This is a genomic window from SAR202 cluster bacterium, assembly GCA_009392515.1.
Classification (GTDB): Bacteria; Chloroflexota; Dehalococcoidia; order Lucifugimonadales; family UBA6952; genus UBA6952.
On record VFGE01000040.1, the window covers coordinates 1 to 15,342 of the forward strand.

14 protein-coding genes and 1 tRNA gene are annotated in these 15,342 nt (G+C 33.7%); 12 read left to right on the forward strand and 3 right to left on the reverse strand.

The genetic code is table 11. The annotated features are described in order from the left end of the window. The 7 genes from FI695_06350 to FI695_06380 all read left to right on the forward strand — a co-directional run. On the forward strand, positions 1 to 2,086 hold a 2,086-nt coding region (locus FI695_06350), incomplete at its 5' end, for a DUF5050 domain-containing protein (protein MQG51584.1). A 47-nt stretch (positions 2,087 to 2,133) separates the two neighbouring features. Next, positions 2,134 to 3,207 carry a hypothetical protein gene (locus FI695_06355; protein ID MQG51585.1) on the forward strand — a complete coding sequence of 358 codons (1,074 nt, stop codon included), beginning with the start codon at positions 2,134 to 2,136 and terminating at the stop codon, positions 3,205 to 3,207. A gap of 50 nt (positions 3,208 to 3,257) precedes the next feature. Next, on the forward strand, positions 3,258 to 3,983 hold the full coding sequence (locus FI695_06360; protein MQG51586.1) for a flagellar accessory protein FlaH: 726 nt from the start codon (positions 3,258 to 3,260) through the stop codon (positions 3,981 to 3,983). A gap of 18 nt (positions 3,984 to 4,001) precedes the next feature. Next, positions 4,002 to 5,849 (forward strand): type II/IV secretion system ATPase subunit, encoded by a 1,848-nt coding sequence (locus tag FI695_06365; GenBank protein MQG51587.1) that lies wholly within the window; start codon positions 4,002 to 4,004, stop codon positions 5,847 to 5,849. Next, positions 5,806 to 7,458: a hypothetical protein gene (locus tag FI695_06370; GenBank protein MQG51588.1), complete on the forward strand. Its 1,653-nt coding sequence runs from the start codon at positions 5,806 to 5,808 to the stop codon at positions 7,456 to 7,458. Before FI695_06365 ends, FI695_06370 begins: the two co-directional genes overlap by 44 nt. Before the next feature lie 9 nt (positions 7,459 to 7,467). Further along, positions 7,468 to 7,908 (forward strand): hypothetical protein, encoded by a 441-nt coding sequence (locus FI695_06375; GenBank protein MQG51589.1) that lies wholly within the window; start codon positions 7,468 to 7,470, stop codon positions 7,906 to 7,908. A gap of 24 nt (positions 7,909 to 7,932) precedes the next feature. Further along, complete coding sequence (locus FI695_06380; protein MQG51590.1) at positions 7,933 to 8,490, forward strand: hypothetical protein; 558 nt, start codon at positions 7,933 to 7,935, stop codon at positions 8,488 to 8,490. Positions 8,491 to 8,503: 13 nt separating this feature from the next. Here FI695_06380 and FI695_06385 read toward each other — a convergent pair whose 3' ends face one another. The 3 genes from FI695_06385 to FI695_06395 are packed head-to-tail and all read right to left on the reverse strand — an operon-like array spanning position 8,504 to position 10,579. Then, entirely contained in the window at positions 8,504 to 8,989 is a 486-nt protein-coding gene (locus tag FI695_06385) for a hypothetical protein (GenBank protein MQG51591.1), read from the reverse strand. A 16-nt stretch (positions 8,990 to 9,005) separates the two neighbouring features. Then, complete coding sequence (locus FI695_06390; protein MQG51592.1) at positions 9,006 to 10,004, reverse strand: hypothetical protein; 999 nt, start codon at positions 10,002 to 10,004, stop codon at positions 9,006 to 9,008. Positions 10,005 to 10,021: 17 nt separating this feature from the next. Continuing rightward, entirely contained in the window at positions 10,022 to 10,579 is a 558-nt protein-coding gene (locus tag FI695_06395) for a MaoC family dehydratase (protein MQG51593.1), read from the reverse strand. A 149-nt stretch (positions 10,580 to 10,728) separates the two neighbouring features. Between FI695_06395 and FI695_06400 the strand changes: the two genes are divergently transcribed. The 5 genes from FI695_06400 to FI695_06420 all read left to right on the forward strand — a co-directional run. After that, positions 10,729 to 10,821, forward strand: a tRNA-Ser gene (locus FI695_06400). Between the two features lie 19 nt (positions 10,822 to 10,840). Beyond that, the gene (gene topA, locus FI695_06405) at positions 10,841 to 13,000 is read left to right on the forward strand and encodes a type I DNA topoisomerase (protein MQG51594.1); all 2,160 of its coding nucleotides are present in this window, start codon (positions 10,841 to 10,843) and stop codon (positions 12,998 to 13,000) included. Positions 13,001 to 13,007: 7 nt separating this feature from the next. Then, positions 13,008 to 14,015: a tyrosine recombinase XerC gene (locus FI695_06410; protein ID MQG51595.1), complete on the forward strand. Its 1,008-nt coding sequence runs from the start codon at positions 13,008 to 13,010 to the stop codon at positions 14,013 to 14,015. 35 nt (positions 14,016 to 14,050) lie between these two features. Next, positions 14,051 to 14,473, forward strand: coding sequence for a type II 3-dehydroquinate dehydratase (gene aroQ / locus FI695_06415; GenBank protein MQG51596.1), 423 nt, complete (start codon positions 14,051 to 14,053; stop codon positions 14,471 to 14,473). An 18-nt stretch (positions 14,474 to 14,491) separates the two neighbouring features. Continuing rightward, positions 14,492 to 15,342: aminopeptidase P family protein (locus FI695_06420; GenBank protein MQG51597.1), on the forward strand; the 851-nt coding region annotated here is incomplete at its 3' end.

A 15,342-nucleotide genomic window follows, 5' to 3' on the forward strand; every position in this document is an offset into this window, starting at 1 on the left:
TACATGGTCTCATGATGGAACTAAAATTGCATTCACTAGCTGGAGAGATGGAAATGGTGAAATTTATACCATGGATGCTGATGGGACTAATCAAACTAATGTAACTAATAATATTAAAGAGGATAGTAGTCCATCGTGGTCACTTGATGGATCGAAAATTGTATTTCACTCAAGTAGGGATGGAAATAGTGAAATCTATACCATGAATACGGATGGGACAAATCAAGTTCGCATTACTGAAACAGCTAGTGATGAAATGTATCCCGTTTGGTCTGCTGATGGAACAAAAATTGTATTTCAATCAAATATCATGATAGTACAACAAGAACTATTTTATATGGATAGTGATGGTACTAATATCACACGAATTACTAATAACTCTACAGAGGATAAAAATGCAACATGGTCTCCTGATGGAACAAGTATTGCATTTGAAACAAACAGAGATGGAAATACTGAAATTTATCTCAGTGAACTCCCAGATACTTCCCATATAACCCAAATTACGAATACGAAAAATAATTTGGTGCCTTCGTGGTCCCCAGACGGGACAAAAATTGTATTTCAATCAACTAGAGATGGAAATACTGAAATCTATACCATGGATGCAGACGGGACTAATCTAGCTAATGTTACAAACAATGCCTCTGAAGACCAATACGCTTCATGGTCTGCTGATGGAACGAAAATTGTATTTCATACGGATAGGGATGGAAATTGGGAAATTTATTCCATGAATTCTGATGGCACAAATCTTAATCGTATTACTAATAATCTATCCATTGATGTATATCCTCATTGGTCACCTATGGGGAATAAGATTACATTTTCTACATTGAGGGATGGAAATTGGGAAATTTATTCCATGAATCCTGATGGCACAAATCAAACTAATATAACAAACAATCTCAGTAATGATCTACTTTCGACTACTTCCTCAGATGGAAACAAAATTGCATTTAGATCCAACAGAGATGGTAATGATGAAATTTATATAATGAATACAGATGGTACTAACCAAACTCGTCTAACAAATAATACCAATAATGATAGCAATCCTTCATGGTCTCCTGATGGAACTAAATTAGTTTTCGAACGATATGAAAATTTTAATGTGAATTTGTATAGCATAAATTCCGATGGAACTAATTTAACCAATATAACTAATAATAGATATTTATGGGATTCCTTTCCATCATGGTCTCCTGATGGCAATAACTTGGCTTTTCGATCTGGTAACGCCATTGATGGTGATATATATATCATGGACATCTCGAAAACTCTTAAGCAAAGACAATTACACAACTTAACAAATGACGATTATGACGATCTATCAGAAAAGTTTTCAATAAAAGAGCCCGATGTTTTAAATCCTGGCGAAACTATGAATATCAAGGGTCGTGCAACACTTTCTACGGGAACAAGTACTGATCCAAGGTGGATTATAAATCTTATATCTGATACAGGTGTTAAAGCTTCAAAAACAGGATCTCAAATAACTTATCTTAATGGGATATTCAGAACTCCGGATAATAGGTCTTTATTTGGAACTGCAGACACTGTCCTCTATAACAAAGATGGGTGGATTCCTGTTCAAAGTTTAGATGGCGAATGGAGAACGGCATCAGGAGCTGCTGAAATCGTACTAGATCAAGAAGGAAATGCTCATGGCATAATAGGAGAGTCATACTTAGATTTAGAACTTCCTTATGACGGGACTTATCTTATTGAAATTGGATCAAATGGAACGATACGTCCAGGTAATAATACATCCGTTGGGAATTACAATATAATTCTTAACAATCAATGGATTCATGATGAAACACCTGATATAGGTGATTCAACAAATGAAGGATTTCCAATACCACAAGGTGCTCAAGAAATAAATCCTGGGGAGTGGAAATTTGGGGAAATTAACACAGAAGATGATGTTGACTGGTGGGAATTTGATGGTGTAAAAGGGGAACAGATAACCATCAAAATATCTTATACAAACCATCAAAGTATCGGAGACTGGGTAAGTGGACTGGAAGGCTTTACCTTTAAATTATATAATTATAAAACAGCCGGAAGTATTAATTGTTAACAATATTTAACGTAGAGAATTGTTGGAAAGAAACTTAGGATAAATATATGGCAGCAACTATTTCAACAGCATTAATAATGACTGTACTTTTTACAGCATTCATTTTGTTTAACAGGACTACTCTTGATAATAATCTTGAAATTTCACAAGCTATGAATGAAGCAGCTGAGCTTGCAGGTGAAAGAGCAAGAACGAATATCAGGATGATGAATGTAAATGTTTCAGACTTTTGCGACATTGAAGCTACAGTTATTAATGAAGGAACCACTGATATCTCTGACTTTAAAAATATGAGCCTTATTGTTGACTTCCCTGATGAAGCGGCAGTAAACAATGATTCTATTTCATTAAATTACACATCATCTTCGGTACCTAATGCTGGTGAATGGACCTATTCGATTAATTCAAAAACATATCCACATCAAAAAACTATTTTAAATCCTGGCGAGTCTATGACTATTAAAGGTATGGGAATACTAAGTTCTGGTATTAGTAATAGTTCTGCTTGGGGACTCACCCTATCTACTGCTAATGGTGTAACAACGAGTAAAACTGCAGTAAAGCATTCAGGAACAGGTGGTAAAACCAGAACATATGACCCTAGAGGATTCCTTAACTTCGGCCAACCTTATGCATATGCCGATAGAGTTATATATAACGAATCTGGTTGGAGTGCAACTAAAACACCACCTACCTGGGCTTGGAGTGGAGTAGGAGCTGGGAAATTCTCATATGCAGGAGGAGATGTTGGTGATTCATATTTGGAAATGGAACTACCAAGAACAGGTACTTATATAATACAAATTATCTCCTTGAGCGCTAGTACAAAAGGAGAATATCATATAATCCTAAATCAACAAGGTAATGTCGTTCCTACTATTGTTTCAGGAGATCCTACAAATATTGGCTCTAACTTTGAAGCAAATCCTCAATATATTGCTATAGGAGAAAAACGACACGGAGAAATTAATACACTAGACGATACTGATTGGTGGAGATTTTCAGGATCAAAAGGAGAAAAAATAGAAATCAGAATATTTAAAACTAATCCGAGTTTCGATCCTTTAAATGTTAGCTTTTATTTGTGGGACTATGATTCTAGTGGAGTTATAGCATGTTAATAGAGAATCAACTATAATATATCCAGCTATTAAAATTATGGGAAAATACCATGACATATAATGTTGAAGAAACAGAAGTCGAAGAACGTAATACCATATCCACTGGTAATATAGAAATCGATCGTCGTATTGGTGGTGGAATTCCCTACGGAACATTAATGCTTATTGAGGGTGACGACGCATCAGGAAAAAGTAGCATAACTCAACAATTGTTTTATGGTGCACTAAAAGCTGGTGAGGATGTTGTCTGTTACAGTACAGAGACTACTATACAAAGTCTGATACCTCAAATGAAAAGTATTGGTATGGATTGCACAGATTATTTTATTATGAATCATTTGCGTATATTTCCGATATCAACTCGTGGAACTGACACTAATACTGATTTTATGTTTGATGCATTAGCAAATCATATTGAAAAAGAGCAATCTGCCCGAGTTTTAGTTATTGACTCATTGACGACATATATTTCAAGCCTTGGTGGGGAAAAAATTCAAGATTTTTTCCAAAAATGTAAACGATTATGTGACCAAGGAAAAGTAGTAATTTGCACAGTTCATAGCAATGCATTCGATGAAAATGCTTTAACACGAGTGCGGTCAATTTGTGATGCATATCTAATGTTAAAAGTAACTCGCGCAGGATCAGCTCTTGTTAAAACCCTGGAAGTTGCAAAAATTAAAGGTGCAGAAAGTACTACAGGTAATATTAGTGGTTTCCAAGTGGAACCGGGTCTAGGTGTAAGGTTAATCCCAATATCTCGAGCCAAAGCATAAAGATAGTGAAGTGCTGATATGGTTAAAGAAAGAGAAATATTAAAACTACCTGGAAAAGTTTTTGATACTATACGATATGGTATTAGTTGGGGACTTTTATCTCGAAAGAAATCTACTAATCCAGAAGCGGATATAAATCCTATTGAAGCAATTGATAAACTTGAAACACAAAAAAATGGTTCGGATTCAAATTCCACAAACAAAATATCAATAAAAATAACTAATCAATCAATAGAAGATAATCCAAGATTGTTTGCTAAACTTCCTCCTGCCCTACAATCCGAAGCAAAGTCACATAAACATTTATGGGCATACTTGTGTGCTGCTGACCTCGATACAATAGGTGTACCTGCATATTATGAAGAACTTACACGAGAAGTTAGAAATCTCCCATATAAGAATCTTATATATCCTGTAGAGAATGCCGTATTTATACATATAGTTCCTGATAAAGAAGATAGTAGAGATACATATGTAGCAATAGAACCTTCTATGGACCCAGAAATTGAACAACTTATGGGGGATGTAGATGACTATTTAATAGACTATGTTGAGGATTTAAAAAATGAAAATGAACTACCTCATCAGGAAGTATTACTTAATTGTTTAGAGCAAATATGTACGACAGTAGGCATTAATTCCAAAAACAAAATTCTTGTTACAGAGGAACAATACAAAGCATTACAATACCTCATGCTACGTGATAAAGACGGACTAGGCACAATTCAACCAGTAATATCAGATCCTAATATTGAAGATATTAGTTGCAGTGGTGTGGGCACTTTATTTCTTGAACACAAAGTATTCGGTGGGTTAAAAGCAGGCATACAATTTACCTCAGAATTAGAATTAGATCAATTTGTAATAAAACTTTCTGAAAAAATAAATCGCCCAGTTACTGTTAGAGATCCAATTGTTGACGCTGTACTACCTGATGGTTCTCGTGTAAATATCGTTTTTGGAACAGATGTTTCAAAACGAGGCAGTAATTTTACTATACGTAAATTTAACGATGTTCCAATCAGCGTTTTGGATCTTATAGATTTTGGGTCTATCAATTACGAAATGTTAGCATATTTATCAATAATGCTAGGTGAGGGCATGAACACATTTGTATCTGGGGAAACTGCATCTGGCAAAACCACCTTACTTAACGCAATCAGCACTTTCATTCCAGCAACTTCAAAAATAGTTAGCATTGAAGACACACCTGAACTACAGGTTCCGCACGACAATTGGACAAGAGAAGTAGTTAGAGGATCAGCAGGATCCTCTGGTACTGGTGCTGCGGTTACAATGTTTGATTTATTAAGAGCAGCTCTTCGACAAAGACCAAATGAAATAATTATCGGAGAAATACGTGGAGCAGAAGGAGCTATAGCCTTTCAAGCTATGCAGACTGGACATGCTTGTATGGCAACATTCCATGCTGCTACTGTAGAAAAACTCATTCAAAGAATGACAGGAGATCCAATAAATGTACCTAAAGCATATATAGATAACCTTAATCTTGTCGTTATTCAAAGTGCTGTAAAATTACCAAATGGATCATTGGGTCGAAGATGTATGAGTATAAATGAAATTGTTGAATACGATCCAGAAACTAATTCTTTTGGTTTTATTGAAGTATTTAGATGGAACCCTTCGAATGACACCTTTGAATTTCCTGGTTATATGAACACTGCGTTATTAGAAGGAACTGTTGCTCAACGTCGAGGTATCCCAGAAAAAGATAGCAGACTAATATACGATGAAATCGAAAAAAGAGCAGAAATTTTAAAAAGACTTCATGAACGTGGAATTAAAAACTTTTATGAATTGAATGATACTCTTGCAAAAGCAGCGAGAGAGGGATTATTTAAGTAGAATGGATTTAATCAAATCAATATTAAATAACATTTCTCAACTTTTTGAGCGTAAACATGTTTCAACAGCTGTTGATAAAGTATCCTCTGACTCAACTGTTATAGGCTATGATTTACTTTCATCACTAGCATATATGTCAGTTTTAGCTATAGGAGGATTACCTAGATCTCAAATTCTAGAAGGTACCGCAAAACAACCTTATAAAGTATCTGTATTTTTTGAATACGTATTTCTTTTGGCTAAAAGAATAGGTTTTGAATATACTTTAGCATTTGAAATGGTAGCTAACCGAGCTAAAGCTACCAATGTCAGAAGCTTGTTATTACGATTTTCCGCAGCAATTTCCTCAGGGGAATCTGAGCGTGATTTTATAATTCAAGAATCCACATTAGAAAATGATCGATATAAAAATGATTATGAGAGAGCTGTAGAAAATTTACGTAAATGGACTGATGCATATGGTGCAATATTGGTATCAGTAACACTAATAATGGTTGTTTCTTTAGTATCAAGCCTTATGGGTTCTCTGACCGAAACTTTTACCATTCTGATGGCAGCAGTATTATTTTTCATAACATCAATGGGAGCATATATAATTAATGGTGTATCTCCAAAAGAAGATGTCACGTATAGCAGTAAATACGGGATAACAAAAGAACGAATGCTAGCAAAAAGATTTTTAAAATTTGGCCTCCCTATTGGATTGATTACAGCTTTAATAATTGCCCCTAATTATAGTCTTTTACCTGGTACTGCAATAGTTTTTGCATGTCTTGGCATCTCAATGATACCAACTGCATATTTTCAAATGATAGATCATAATAAAGTTGATAAACTTGATCAAGAAATGCCAACTTTTATTAGAACTCTTGGAAATATTGCTGGATCTACTGGTGTCACATTATCAGAGGCAATTAAAAGAATTGATATAGCCTCAATGGGCAGTTTAGGATATCACATCGAACGATTAGGAGTGAGGTTAAAAGCTGAAATACCGATTGATAAATGCTGGGAAAAATTTAGAACGGAAACAGGTAGTGAATTAGTCAATCGTTCAACACATATGCTCGTAGATGGTGCTGAACGTGGTGGAACACCTGATGATGTAGGTAACATTACGAGTGAATTTTGTAACACTATTGTTCAATTACGAGCGACAAGACAATTAACATCATCAACCTTTTTATATCTAACCATTGTCATGCATGCTGTTATGGCATTTATACTAGTATTTGTTTTGGCAATATTAACAAGCTTTAATCAAGAACTAGTATCAGTTCATGCTGAAACTATGGGTGCTACTACAGAAGACGCTGCATCAATTTCAGTACCAAACAATTTATCACTGCCTCCTGGGATCGGTCTTATGGAAGGTGGAGATATGCCTAATCCCATCGATATGTTTGGTTCACCTGATATGGGTGTAACATCGTTTACTATAATGTTTGTAATATTTATACTAACATTGGCTAATTCATTAGCACCCAAATTTGCCAGTGGTGGAAATAACCTGAAAATTATCGGCCTTTTGTGTATAATGTGTTTAGTTTCTGCATCTGTGATCACTATAGTTCCTATGATTGCAGAACAAATATTTACTATCGCTTAGGATGGAGTCATGGGAGAATCATTATTTATTGAACCCATAAAAAAATTTGTAAGTAACATGCAAGAGAAGCTGTCTGCGCTTATAAATAAACCTGATTCTAATTATCCTGAAGAGCAAATAGAATCTCCTGTTGATGAAATTCCTGAAAATAGTACAACCATAGAAAATGAAACAATTCCTCAAATACCAGCTACTATCCCAGAAATTGATGATGACCTTCTAGAAATTGATACGGTTGATAACAATTTTCTATTAGAAGAAGATCAAGAAAATACAGAACCTGATCTTAATCTAGTAGATGATGATAACAATTTAAGAGATCTCTTTACCACCAATGTTAAAACTGATCCAATAGTATTACAGTTACTTGAGAAACATGGCACATTAACCGCTGAAGAACTAGCCAAAGAATTGAATGAATTTATGCAATTCATAAAAGATAGAGACTAACTTATTTTTTTGATTGATAATTTAATGAATTTATTATCTCCACAATATGCAGGCGATCTAATCTATATTTTAGTTACATTCATTTTGTTATGGAAAATCACAAAAGAAGATTTGATACATAATGTTATTGCAAACAAAAATATAATTATCGGCCTAATATTTGGAATAGTTACCATACCATGGCTACCACAACTTAAACCCATCGTGTTAAATCAACGATTCATTGATTTAACATCCTTGCCTTTTATAAAGATTCTTGATTCATTTTTTGCAGCGTTATTTTTAGGCATTCTTTTTCTAATGATTCAATTAACACCAAAAGTTCGGCTTGGATCAGGAGACATTAAATTTGCTATATTAATCGGTCTCTTATTAGGGTTTTATTGGTCATTTTTAGCATTACTTGCAGTATCAATACTACTTGCTCTTTATTCAATTATAATGATTTTTAATAAAGGGAAAAAACAAGCATATAGCGACGTATATCCTTTGGCACCTTTTTGGTTTTTAGGTTCTATATTTGCAGTAATTTTCGGCAATATTATTAGTAGTTATATAGGTATAACACTTATTACAGGATAGTTACAATGTATCGTTAATTTAAAGACTTAGGTAATTCAAAAGATTCTGGAACATTAGGGTTTTCATTTGTGGGTAAAACAACTGTAGCTTTTCCTGGAGCAGTAATAACACCTTCTTGGTTTTCAATATACACATCACATTCAATATATCCCAAACCATCTTCTCCTATGTATCGATTCACAACAGACCCTTTTGCTACAAGTGTATGTCCAGGGTGATCCACTGCTCTTTGTTGACAAGAAAGCTTTTTTAAAAACCCATCATCACCAATCCAATTTATTAGCATATTATGTAACATTGATGTTCGAATTGGGCCATTAATTAATGTATCTTTATAACCTTTTGAACGAGCCCAGTCTCTAGCTTGGTGCAATGGCTCATAATTTTCTACTGCTGATGAAAATCTTACAATATCTGTTGTATTCCATGTCAATGGTCCCAAATTTGGAATTTCATCCCCTATGTTTACTTCTTCATAAAATAATTTTGATTTACTCATTTTCCCCTCAAATGCATTAAGGCATTCTTATATTGATTTGTTTAGAAAGAGCAACAACTTCACTATCTTGGTTAATAAAAATTGTTTCACTTACCACAGGAATAAGAGATCTCTTTGCACCTTTCTTTTCGTAAATATCAATTACTCGTGCTTGTTGAGTTAAAGTATCACCCTCTTTAACAACTTTATACCATTCAGATTCGTTGCCTCCATTTACCGCAACAGTAGTATTCGGGACTGTAAAAACTGGAATAGCAGATTCACCAAGCATACCTTTATCCCAAAATCCAAAAGGAGGTCTAATTACATATGCTGGAGGTGCAATTAATGAACCTATTAAACTTTTTTGGGCATAGTCAATATCAACATATCGAGATTTAGTCTCAAATACTCCTTGGGTAAATCGACGTATAGATGATATATCTAATGGTTCAGGCCAAGTATAAGATTCTCCCATTGCACCAATCATTTCTATGATCTCTTTAGTTAAATAGATATTAGTAGGATCGGTAAATTCAGCACTTATTTGCTTAGTAGAAAATTCTTCATATGTTATTGGGGCTGTAAAATTAAAATCGATTGAATCAACCTCTTTTGTTGGAATCAAAAGTGTTGCTTTACCTGGGCATGAAACTAATCCATTTTCATTGCTAAGAGCAATATCACATTCTACAAATCCATATCCATCAACAGTATATGTTTTTGTAAATGTACCTGAAGCTGTTAAGGTTTCATTAACGTAATTGATTCCTCTATGAGAAACTTCAATTTTCTTAATATAACCAATATCACCTACCACTTCATCTAACCAAGAACACATAAGAGCTTGTTTAAACGGGCCACTTAACAAAACATTATCAAAACCATGTTCAATACACCAATCATAATCTTGATGAATTTCTCCGTAACTATCAACTGCAGACCCAAATCGAATCATATCCATATTAGTTAATGGACCCCACGACTTAGAAGGAAGACTTGAACCTTCTATTATATCTTCATAATACAGCTGCATAGTAATCAATTTCCTGTTTAGAATAAACTGGTGCCTTCAGCTTGTCTTCGTAGAGATTTATTTGTAACTATAGCTATTAGCTTCCCGTCTTGATTTTTAATTATTCGGTCTGAGGTTATTATGATCATAGGTCCACTTTTACCTTCTTTTTGTTCAATATTTGAAACAACAGTTTTGCCAGTAAGTGTATCTCCAATTCTTATTTGGCCAAACCATTCAATTTCACTTCCTGCGTTAACTTGTTTGGCAAAGCCTGGGGTATCAACAAGGCCTCTATGGCGCATTTCTTCTTTTTCTGCATCTTCTACAACACCCAAAGGGCTTGGAAAACTTCTATGAAAGTAAAAAGGAGGTGCGATTATTGAACCATATTTTGAAGATTTAGCATATTCTTCATCATAGTACAATGGATTATCATCACGAGTTGCCTGTATAAAACGCCTTAATGAAGACCTATCCAAAGGTTCTGGCCAAATTGTTTCTTCACCTTCTTTACCAATTTGGCTAAGAATTTCTGGAGTTAAATAATTTTGCTCTTGTTCAACCATTGTAATATCTCCCATAAATGCATACATTAATTAATATTATTGACAGTTAAATCATGCTCGATTATACAACATGTTATATAAAAGTTACTAATATTTATTATCTAATATTGTCTAATTGTTGATTTAAATACTATAATCAAAAATAAAACTTAATAATTTGAATACCTATAAACTCGGGAGAGGTGCTAGAGTGGACGAATAGGCGCGCCTGGAAAGCGCGTGTCTTGGTAACCCCAGGACCATGGGTTCGAATCCCATCCTCTCCGCCATATGTAAAAGGTTAATAAAATGACAAAAAATTTAGTGATAGTTGAATCACCTGCAAAAGCACGAACTGTTAGCAGATATCTTGGAAAAGATTTTCAGGTTGAAGCGTCTGTCGGACATATTAGAGATTTACCATCAAAAGAAATGGCTGTGGATATAGATAATAATTTTACTCCCAGCTATGTAATTATGCCTGGGAAAAAATCTATCGTACAAAATCTCAAAAAATTAGCTCGTAATGCTGAAAATATTTATCTTGCTACAGACCCAGATAGAGAAGGCGAGGCAATATCATGGCATATACTTGAATCAATTTCATCCTCTAAAACTCCACCGACCCAAAGAGTTGTATTTCATGAAATAACAGAACAAGGAATAAAAGAAGCTTTTAATAATCCTGGAGACATTGATATGCAGTTAGTTAATGCTCAACAGGCTAGACGAATACTAGATAGGGTTGTTGGATATCAATTAAGCCCATTATTACAAAAAAAATTTACCAGTGGAAGAAAACTCGGACTCTCAGCTGGAAGAGTCCAATCAGTGGCTTTAAAAATCATTGTTGAACGTGAACGTGAAATTTCCTCCTTTATACCTAAGGAATATTGGAATGTTACTATTAATTTATCAAAATCAGATTCAAATAAAACTAAATTTGATGCAAAACTTAACTCTGAAAAAATTAATTCCGAAGCAGAAGCTACTGAATTAAAGCAAATACTTAATAATTCTACCTACAAGGTAGAAAAAATTTCTGTCCGAAATTCTTCCAGTAAAGCACCTGCACCATTTACAACTAGCACGCTACAACAAGAAGCCTCCAGAAGACTTAGATATACTGCAACAAGAACCATGAGAATTGCACAACAACTTTACGAAGGGATAAACATCGGTAGTGAAGGTGAGACTGGCCTGATAACCTACATGAGAACTGATTCAATCACACTTTCTTCCATTGCAAGTTCAGAAATAACTGATTTTATTAAAGAAATCTATGGTGAAAACTATGTTTCAAATACTAAACATACTGTTCGTAAAAAAGCTGTAGCAGCTCAGGAAGCACATGAAGCAATACGTCCAACTTCAGTACTAAGAACACCTGATAATTTAAAAAACCATCTAACAAGAGAGCAACTTTCTCTTTATACCTTAATTTGGCGAAGGACTGTTGCCAGCAAAATGTCTAATGCAATCAATCAAATTACTACTGTAAATATTCTTTCTGAAGATACAAATAAAGAACAACATAAATTTATTTGCTCAGGTAGTATTCCGCAATTTGATGGCTTCAGAATTTTATATGAAAACCCTGATCATGATCCCGAAAATGATACAGAAGAAAATGAAGAATCATCAAAAAAACTGCCCAAATTATCCAAAGATGATGATCTGAAATTAAACGATGTAGCTAACGAACAAAAATTCACGCTTCCACCTGCACGATATACACAGGCAACTTTAGTTAAAAAACTTGAAGAATCTGGTATAGGAAGGCCTAGTACCTATGCTTCAATAATGTCAACTCTTGAAGGAAGAAATTATTGTACTTTAGTCGATGGTAAATACCAAACAGAACAACTAGGTGAAGCTATAGTTGATCAACTAAATCCATACTTTCCCAATATAATGGATGTAGAATTTACAGCTTCTATGGAAACAAATCTTGATGAAATTGCAAAAGGGAATAAGGAATGGATTTCTGTTTTACAAGATTTTTACAATCCTTATAGTAAATTATACGCTGAAGCAGAATCTACTATGCCAAAAGTTACTGTAGAAACCCCAACAGGTGATTATTGTCCGCAGTGCGAGAGACCACTTGTTGAAAAAATAGGGAGAAACGGTAAATTTATCGCCTGTTCCGGATTCCCGGAATGTCGATATTCAAAAAATATTGTTAACAGCACCGGTATAAAATGTCCGATTTGCGTAAAAGAAGATCGGGAAGGTGAAATAATTGAAAGACAGCAGCGAAAAGGTCAACGAAGAAAGTTTTATGGTTGTAGCGCTTGGCCAAATTGTAACTTTATAAGCAACGCAAAACCAGTTGAGCATACATGCCCTGAATGTAATGGGCTAATGGTTGAATCAACAAGGGATCGAATAGTTTGTTATGATAAAGATTGTGCTATTACACTAAATTCAAATGAATTAACAACCAATCTAAATAACACAACGTAATCGCAATATGAATAATGAAAAAATCATTGAAAAATATAACAAACATTTAAGTTACGAAAAAAACTTATCTGATAATACAATAAGAAATTATTTATCAGATCTTTCAGTATTTGCAAGTTTTCTAGTTGAAGAAAACTTTTCCAAAGAACAACCATTTCAAGACTTCGCAAAATTTATTTTAAATAAAAAGAAGCAACTTTTCCAAACTGAATATCGTAAAACAATAGTTAGTTTCCTTACATGGCTAGTAACTAAAAAAACTAAAAATATTAGTCGTAATAGTGTAATAAGAAACTTAGCCAGCCTTCGTTCTTTTTTCAGATTTTGTATTGAAGAAAAATTCATGCCAGAAGCGCCATTGTGGAATAGTAGGTCTTATTCAATGAAAAAAATTATCCCCAAAAAACCCCAACTATTACCAGAAGTACTGGAACAGAATGAAATTGAATCCCTATTAGATAATTCAAAAGAAAATGAAATCGATCACAAGAGTTTAGAATTAGAAATAAGAAATTTGTCGATATTAGAAATTTTATATGGATCAGGTTTGCGACTATCTGAAGTATCAAATTTAAATCTAAATGATATCGATATGACAAAACGTACTGTTACGGTAATAGGAAAAGGAAATAAACAAAGACAAGTGCCACTATCATTAAAATCAATAAAGATTTTAGATGAATATGTACGAAATCAAAGAAAATTATTTGCTAAGAGAAACTCAGAATCTGCATTATTTCTTAATAAATTTGGAAAAAGATTATCAAATCGATCTATTCAAAATATTGTGAAATCAAAAGCAAAAATAGCAGGGCTTCCTAAAAGAATACACACTCATATGATACGGCATTCATTTGCAACCCATTTATTAGATGGAGGAGCAGATATTCGAATCGTTCAAATGCTTTTAGGCCATTCAAGCCCAGATACTACACAAATATACACTCATGTAAGTACAAACCAAGCAAAAAAAATATACTTAGATAGCCATCCTCTTGCGAATATCAACAAATAGACTAATATATCAATAAATACATTTTGGAGAATCTCATGAATATAGCAATAATTAATGGTCCAAATCTGAATAACCTTGGTAAAAGAGATAATTCGATTTACGGATCAAAATCTTTAAATGAAATAGAACAATTAATAATAGAAAATTTTACTGATTCATCAGTTTCTTTATCTTTTTACCAATCAAATGCTGAGGGTGAAATAATAGATTATATTCAAAAAATAACAGATACTACTGATGCAATCATAATTAATCCGGGGGGATTAACTCACTATAGTATTTCACTAAGAGATTGTCTGTCTGATTTTAATGGCAGAATAATTGAGGTACATTTATCAAATATACATGCAAGAGAAAGTTTTCGTAGAGAATCTTTAATTGCCGATGTTTGCGAAGGACACATTTCGGGTCTAGGTTGGTTTGGCTATCTAACAGCAATAAATTATCTTCTATCTTAATACCAATAAAGGAGTACAATGAACGACCGTTTAACAAAACTGCAAGAAAAACTAGCTGAATTTGAAGTGGATGGGATATTAATTACAAACCCAGAAAACAGATATTATATTTCAGGATTTTTAGGTTCTGCCGGATACTTATTCATAACCCCAGATGCAGCTTATCTTAATACTGATTTCCGTTATATTGAGCAGGCAACAAATCAAGCACCATCGTTTGAGATCATTAAAATAGATTCTGAACTAAAATGGTTCATTGATCTACTTATTAAACATAGAATTAATACACTTGGCTTTGAATCTGAAGATCTAAGTTTTGCTGGATATTCACGATTTTCTGAAATTATAGAGAAAAATAAATTGAATAAAATTGTCAATTTAAAACCACTTAATGCATCAATAGAAAAAATCCGTGCTGTTAAATACATGGACGAAATAGATATATTAAAAGAAGCTATAAAAATTTCTGATGAAGCAATGAATACTATAGCACCAACTATAAGAGCTGGTATATCTGAAAGAGAAGTAGCATTACAGCTAGAAAATAAAATGAGAGAACTTGGAGCAGAAGGTCCTTCATTTGATACTATAGTCGGATCTGGTCCCAATGCTGCGCTACCGCACCATAGAGCTGGAGATCGAATTATTCAAAAAGGCGAATCAATTGTTATTGATATGGGAGCAAAATATCAAGGATATTGTAGTGATTTAACAAGAACATTTTGTGTAGGAAAACCTGATGAAACATTTAGAAAAGTATACGATACTGTATTTACAGCACAACAAACTGCCATTTCACTTGTTCAACAAGAAATGACAGGTACTGATTGTGATGATATTGCTAGAAAAGTAATAGAAGAGGCAGGTTT

What these genes read in the sequence shown, in the direction of transcription:
- FI695_06355 (MQG51585.1), top strand. Translation starts at nt 2,134, where the DNA reads ATGGCAGCAACTATTTCAACAGCATTAATAATGACTGTACTTTTTACA.
- FI695_06360 (MQG51586.1), top strand. Translation starts at nt 3,258, where the DNA reads ATGACATATAATGTTGAAGAAACAGAAGTCGAAGAACGTAATACCATA.
- FI695_06365 (MQG51587.1), top strand. Translation starts at nt 4,002, where the DNA reads ATGGTTAAAGAAAGAGAAATATTAAAACTACCTGGAAAAGTTTTTGAT.
- FI695_06370 (MQG51588.1), top strand. Translation starts at nt 5,806, where the DNA reads ATGATACTCTTGCAAAAGCAGCGAGAGAGGGATTATTTAAGTAGAATG.
- FI695_06375 (MQG51589.1), top strand. Translation starts at nt 7,468, where the DNA reads ATGGGAGAATCATTATTTATTGAACCCATAAAAAAATTTGTAAGTAAC.
- FI695_06380 (MQG51590.1), top strand. Translation starts at nt 7,933, where the DNA reads ATGAATTTATTATCTCCACAATATGCAGGCGATCTAATCTATATTTTA.
- FI695_06385 (MQG51591.1), bottom strand. Translation starts at nt 8,989, where the DNA reads ATGAGTAAATCAAAATTATTTTATGAAGAAGTAAACATAGGGGATGAA.
- FI695_06390 (MQG51592.1), bottom strand. Translation starts at nt 10,004, where the DNA reads ATGCAGCTGTATTATGAAGATATAATAGAAGGTTCAAGTCTTCCTTCT.
- FI695_06395 (MQG51593.1), bottom strand. Translation starts at nt 10,579, where the DNA reads ATGTATGCATTTATGGGAGATATTACAATGGTTGAACAAGAGCAAAAT.
- topA (MQG51594.1), top strand. Translation starts at nt 10,841, where the DNA reads ATGACAAAAAATTTAGTGATAGTTGAATCACCTGCAAAAGCACGAACT.
- FI695_06410 (MQG51595.1), top strand. Translation starts at nt 13,008, where the DNA reads ATGAATAATGAAAAAATCATTGAAAAATATAACAAACATTTAAGTTAC.
- aroQ (MQG51596.1), top strand. Translation starts at nt 14,051, where the DNA reads ATGAATATAGCAATAATTAATGGTCCAAATCTGAATAACCTTGGTAAA.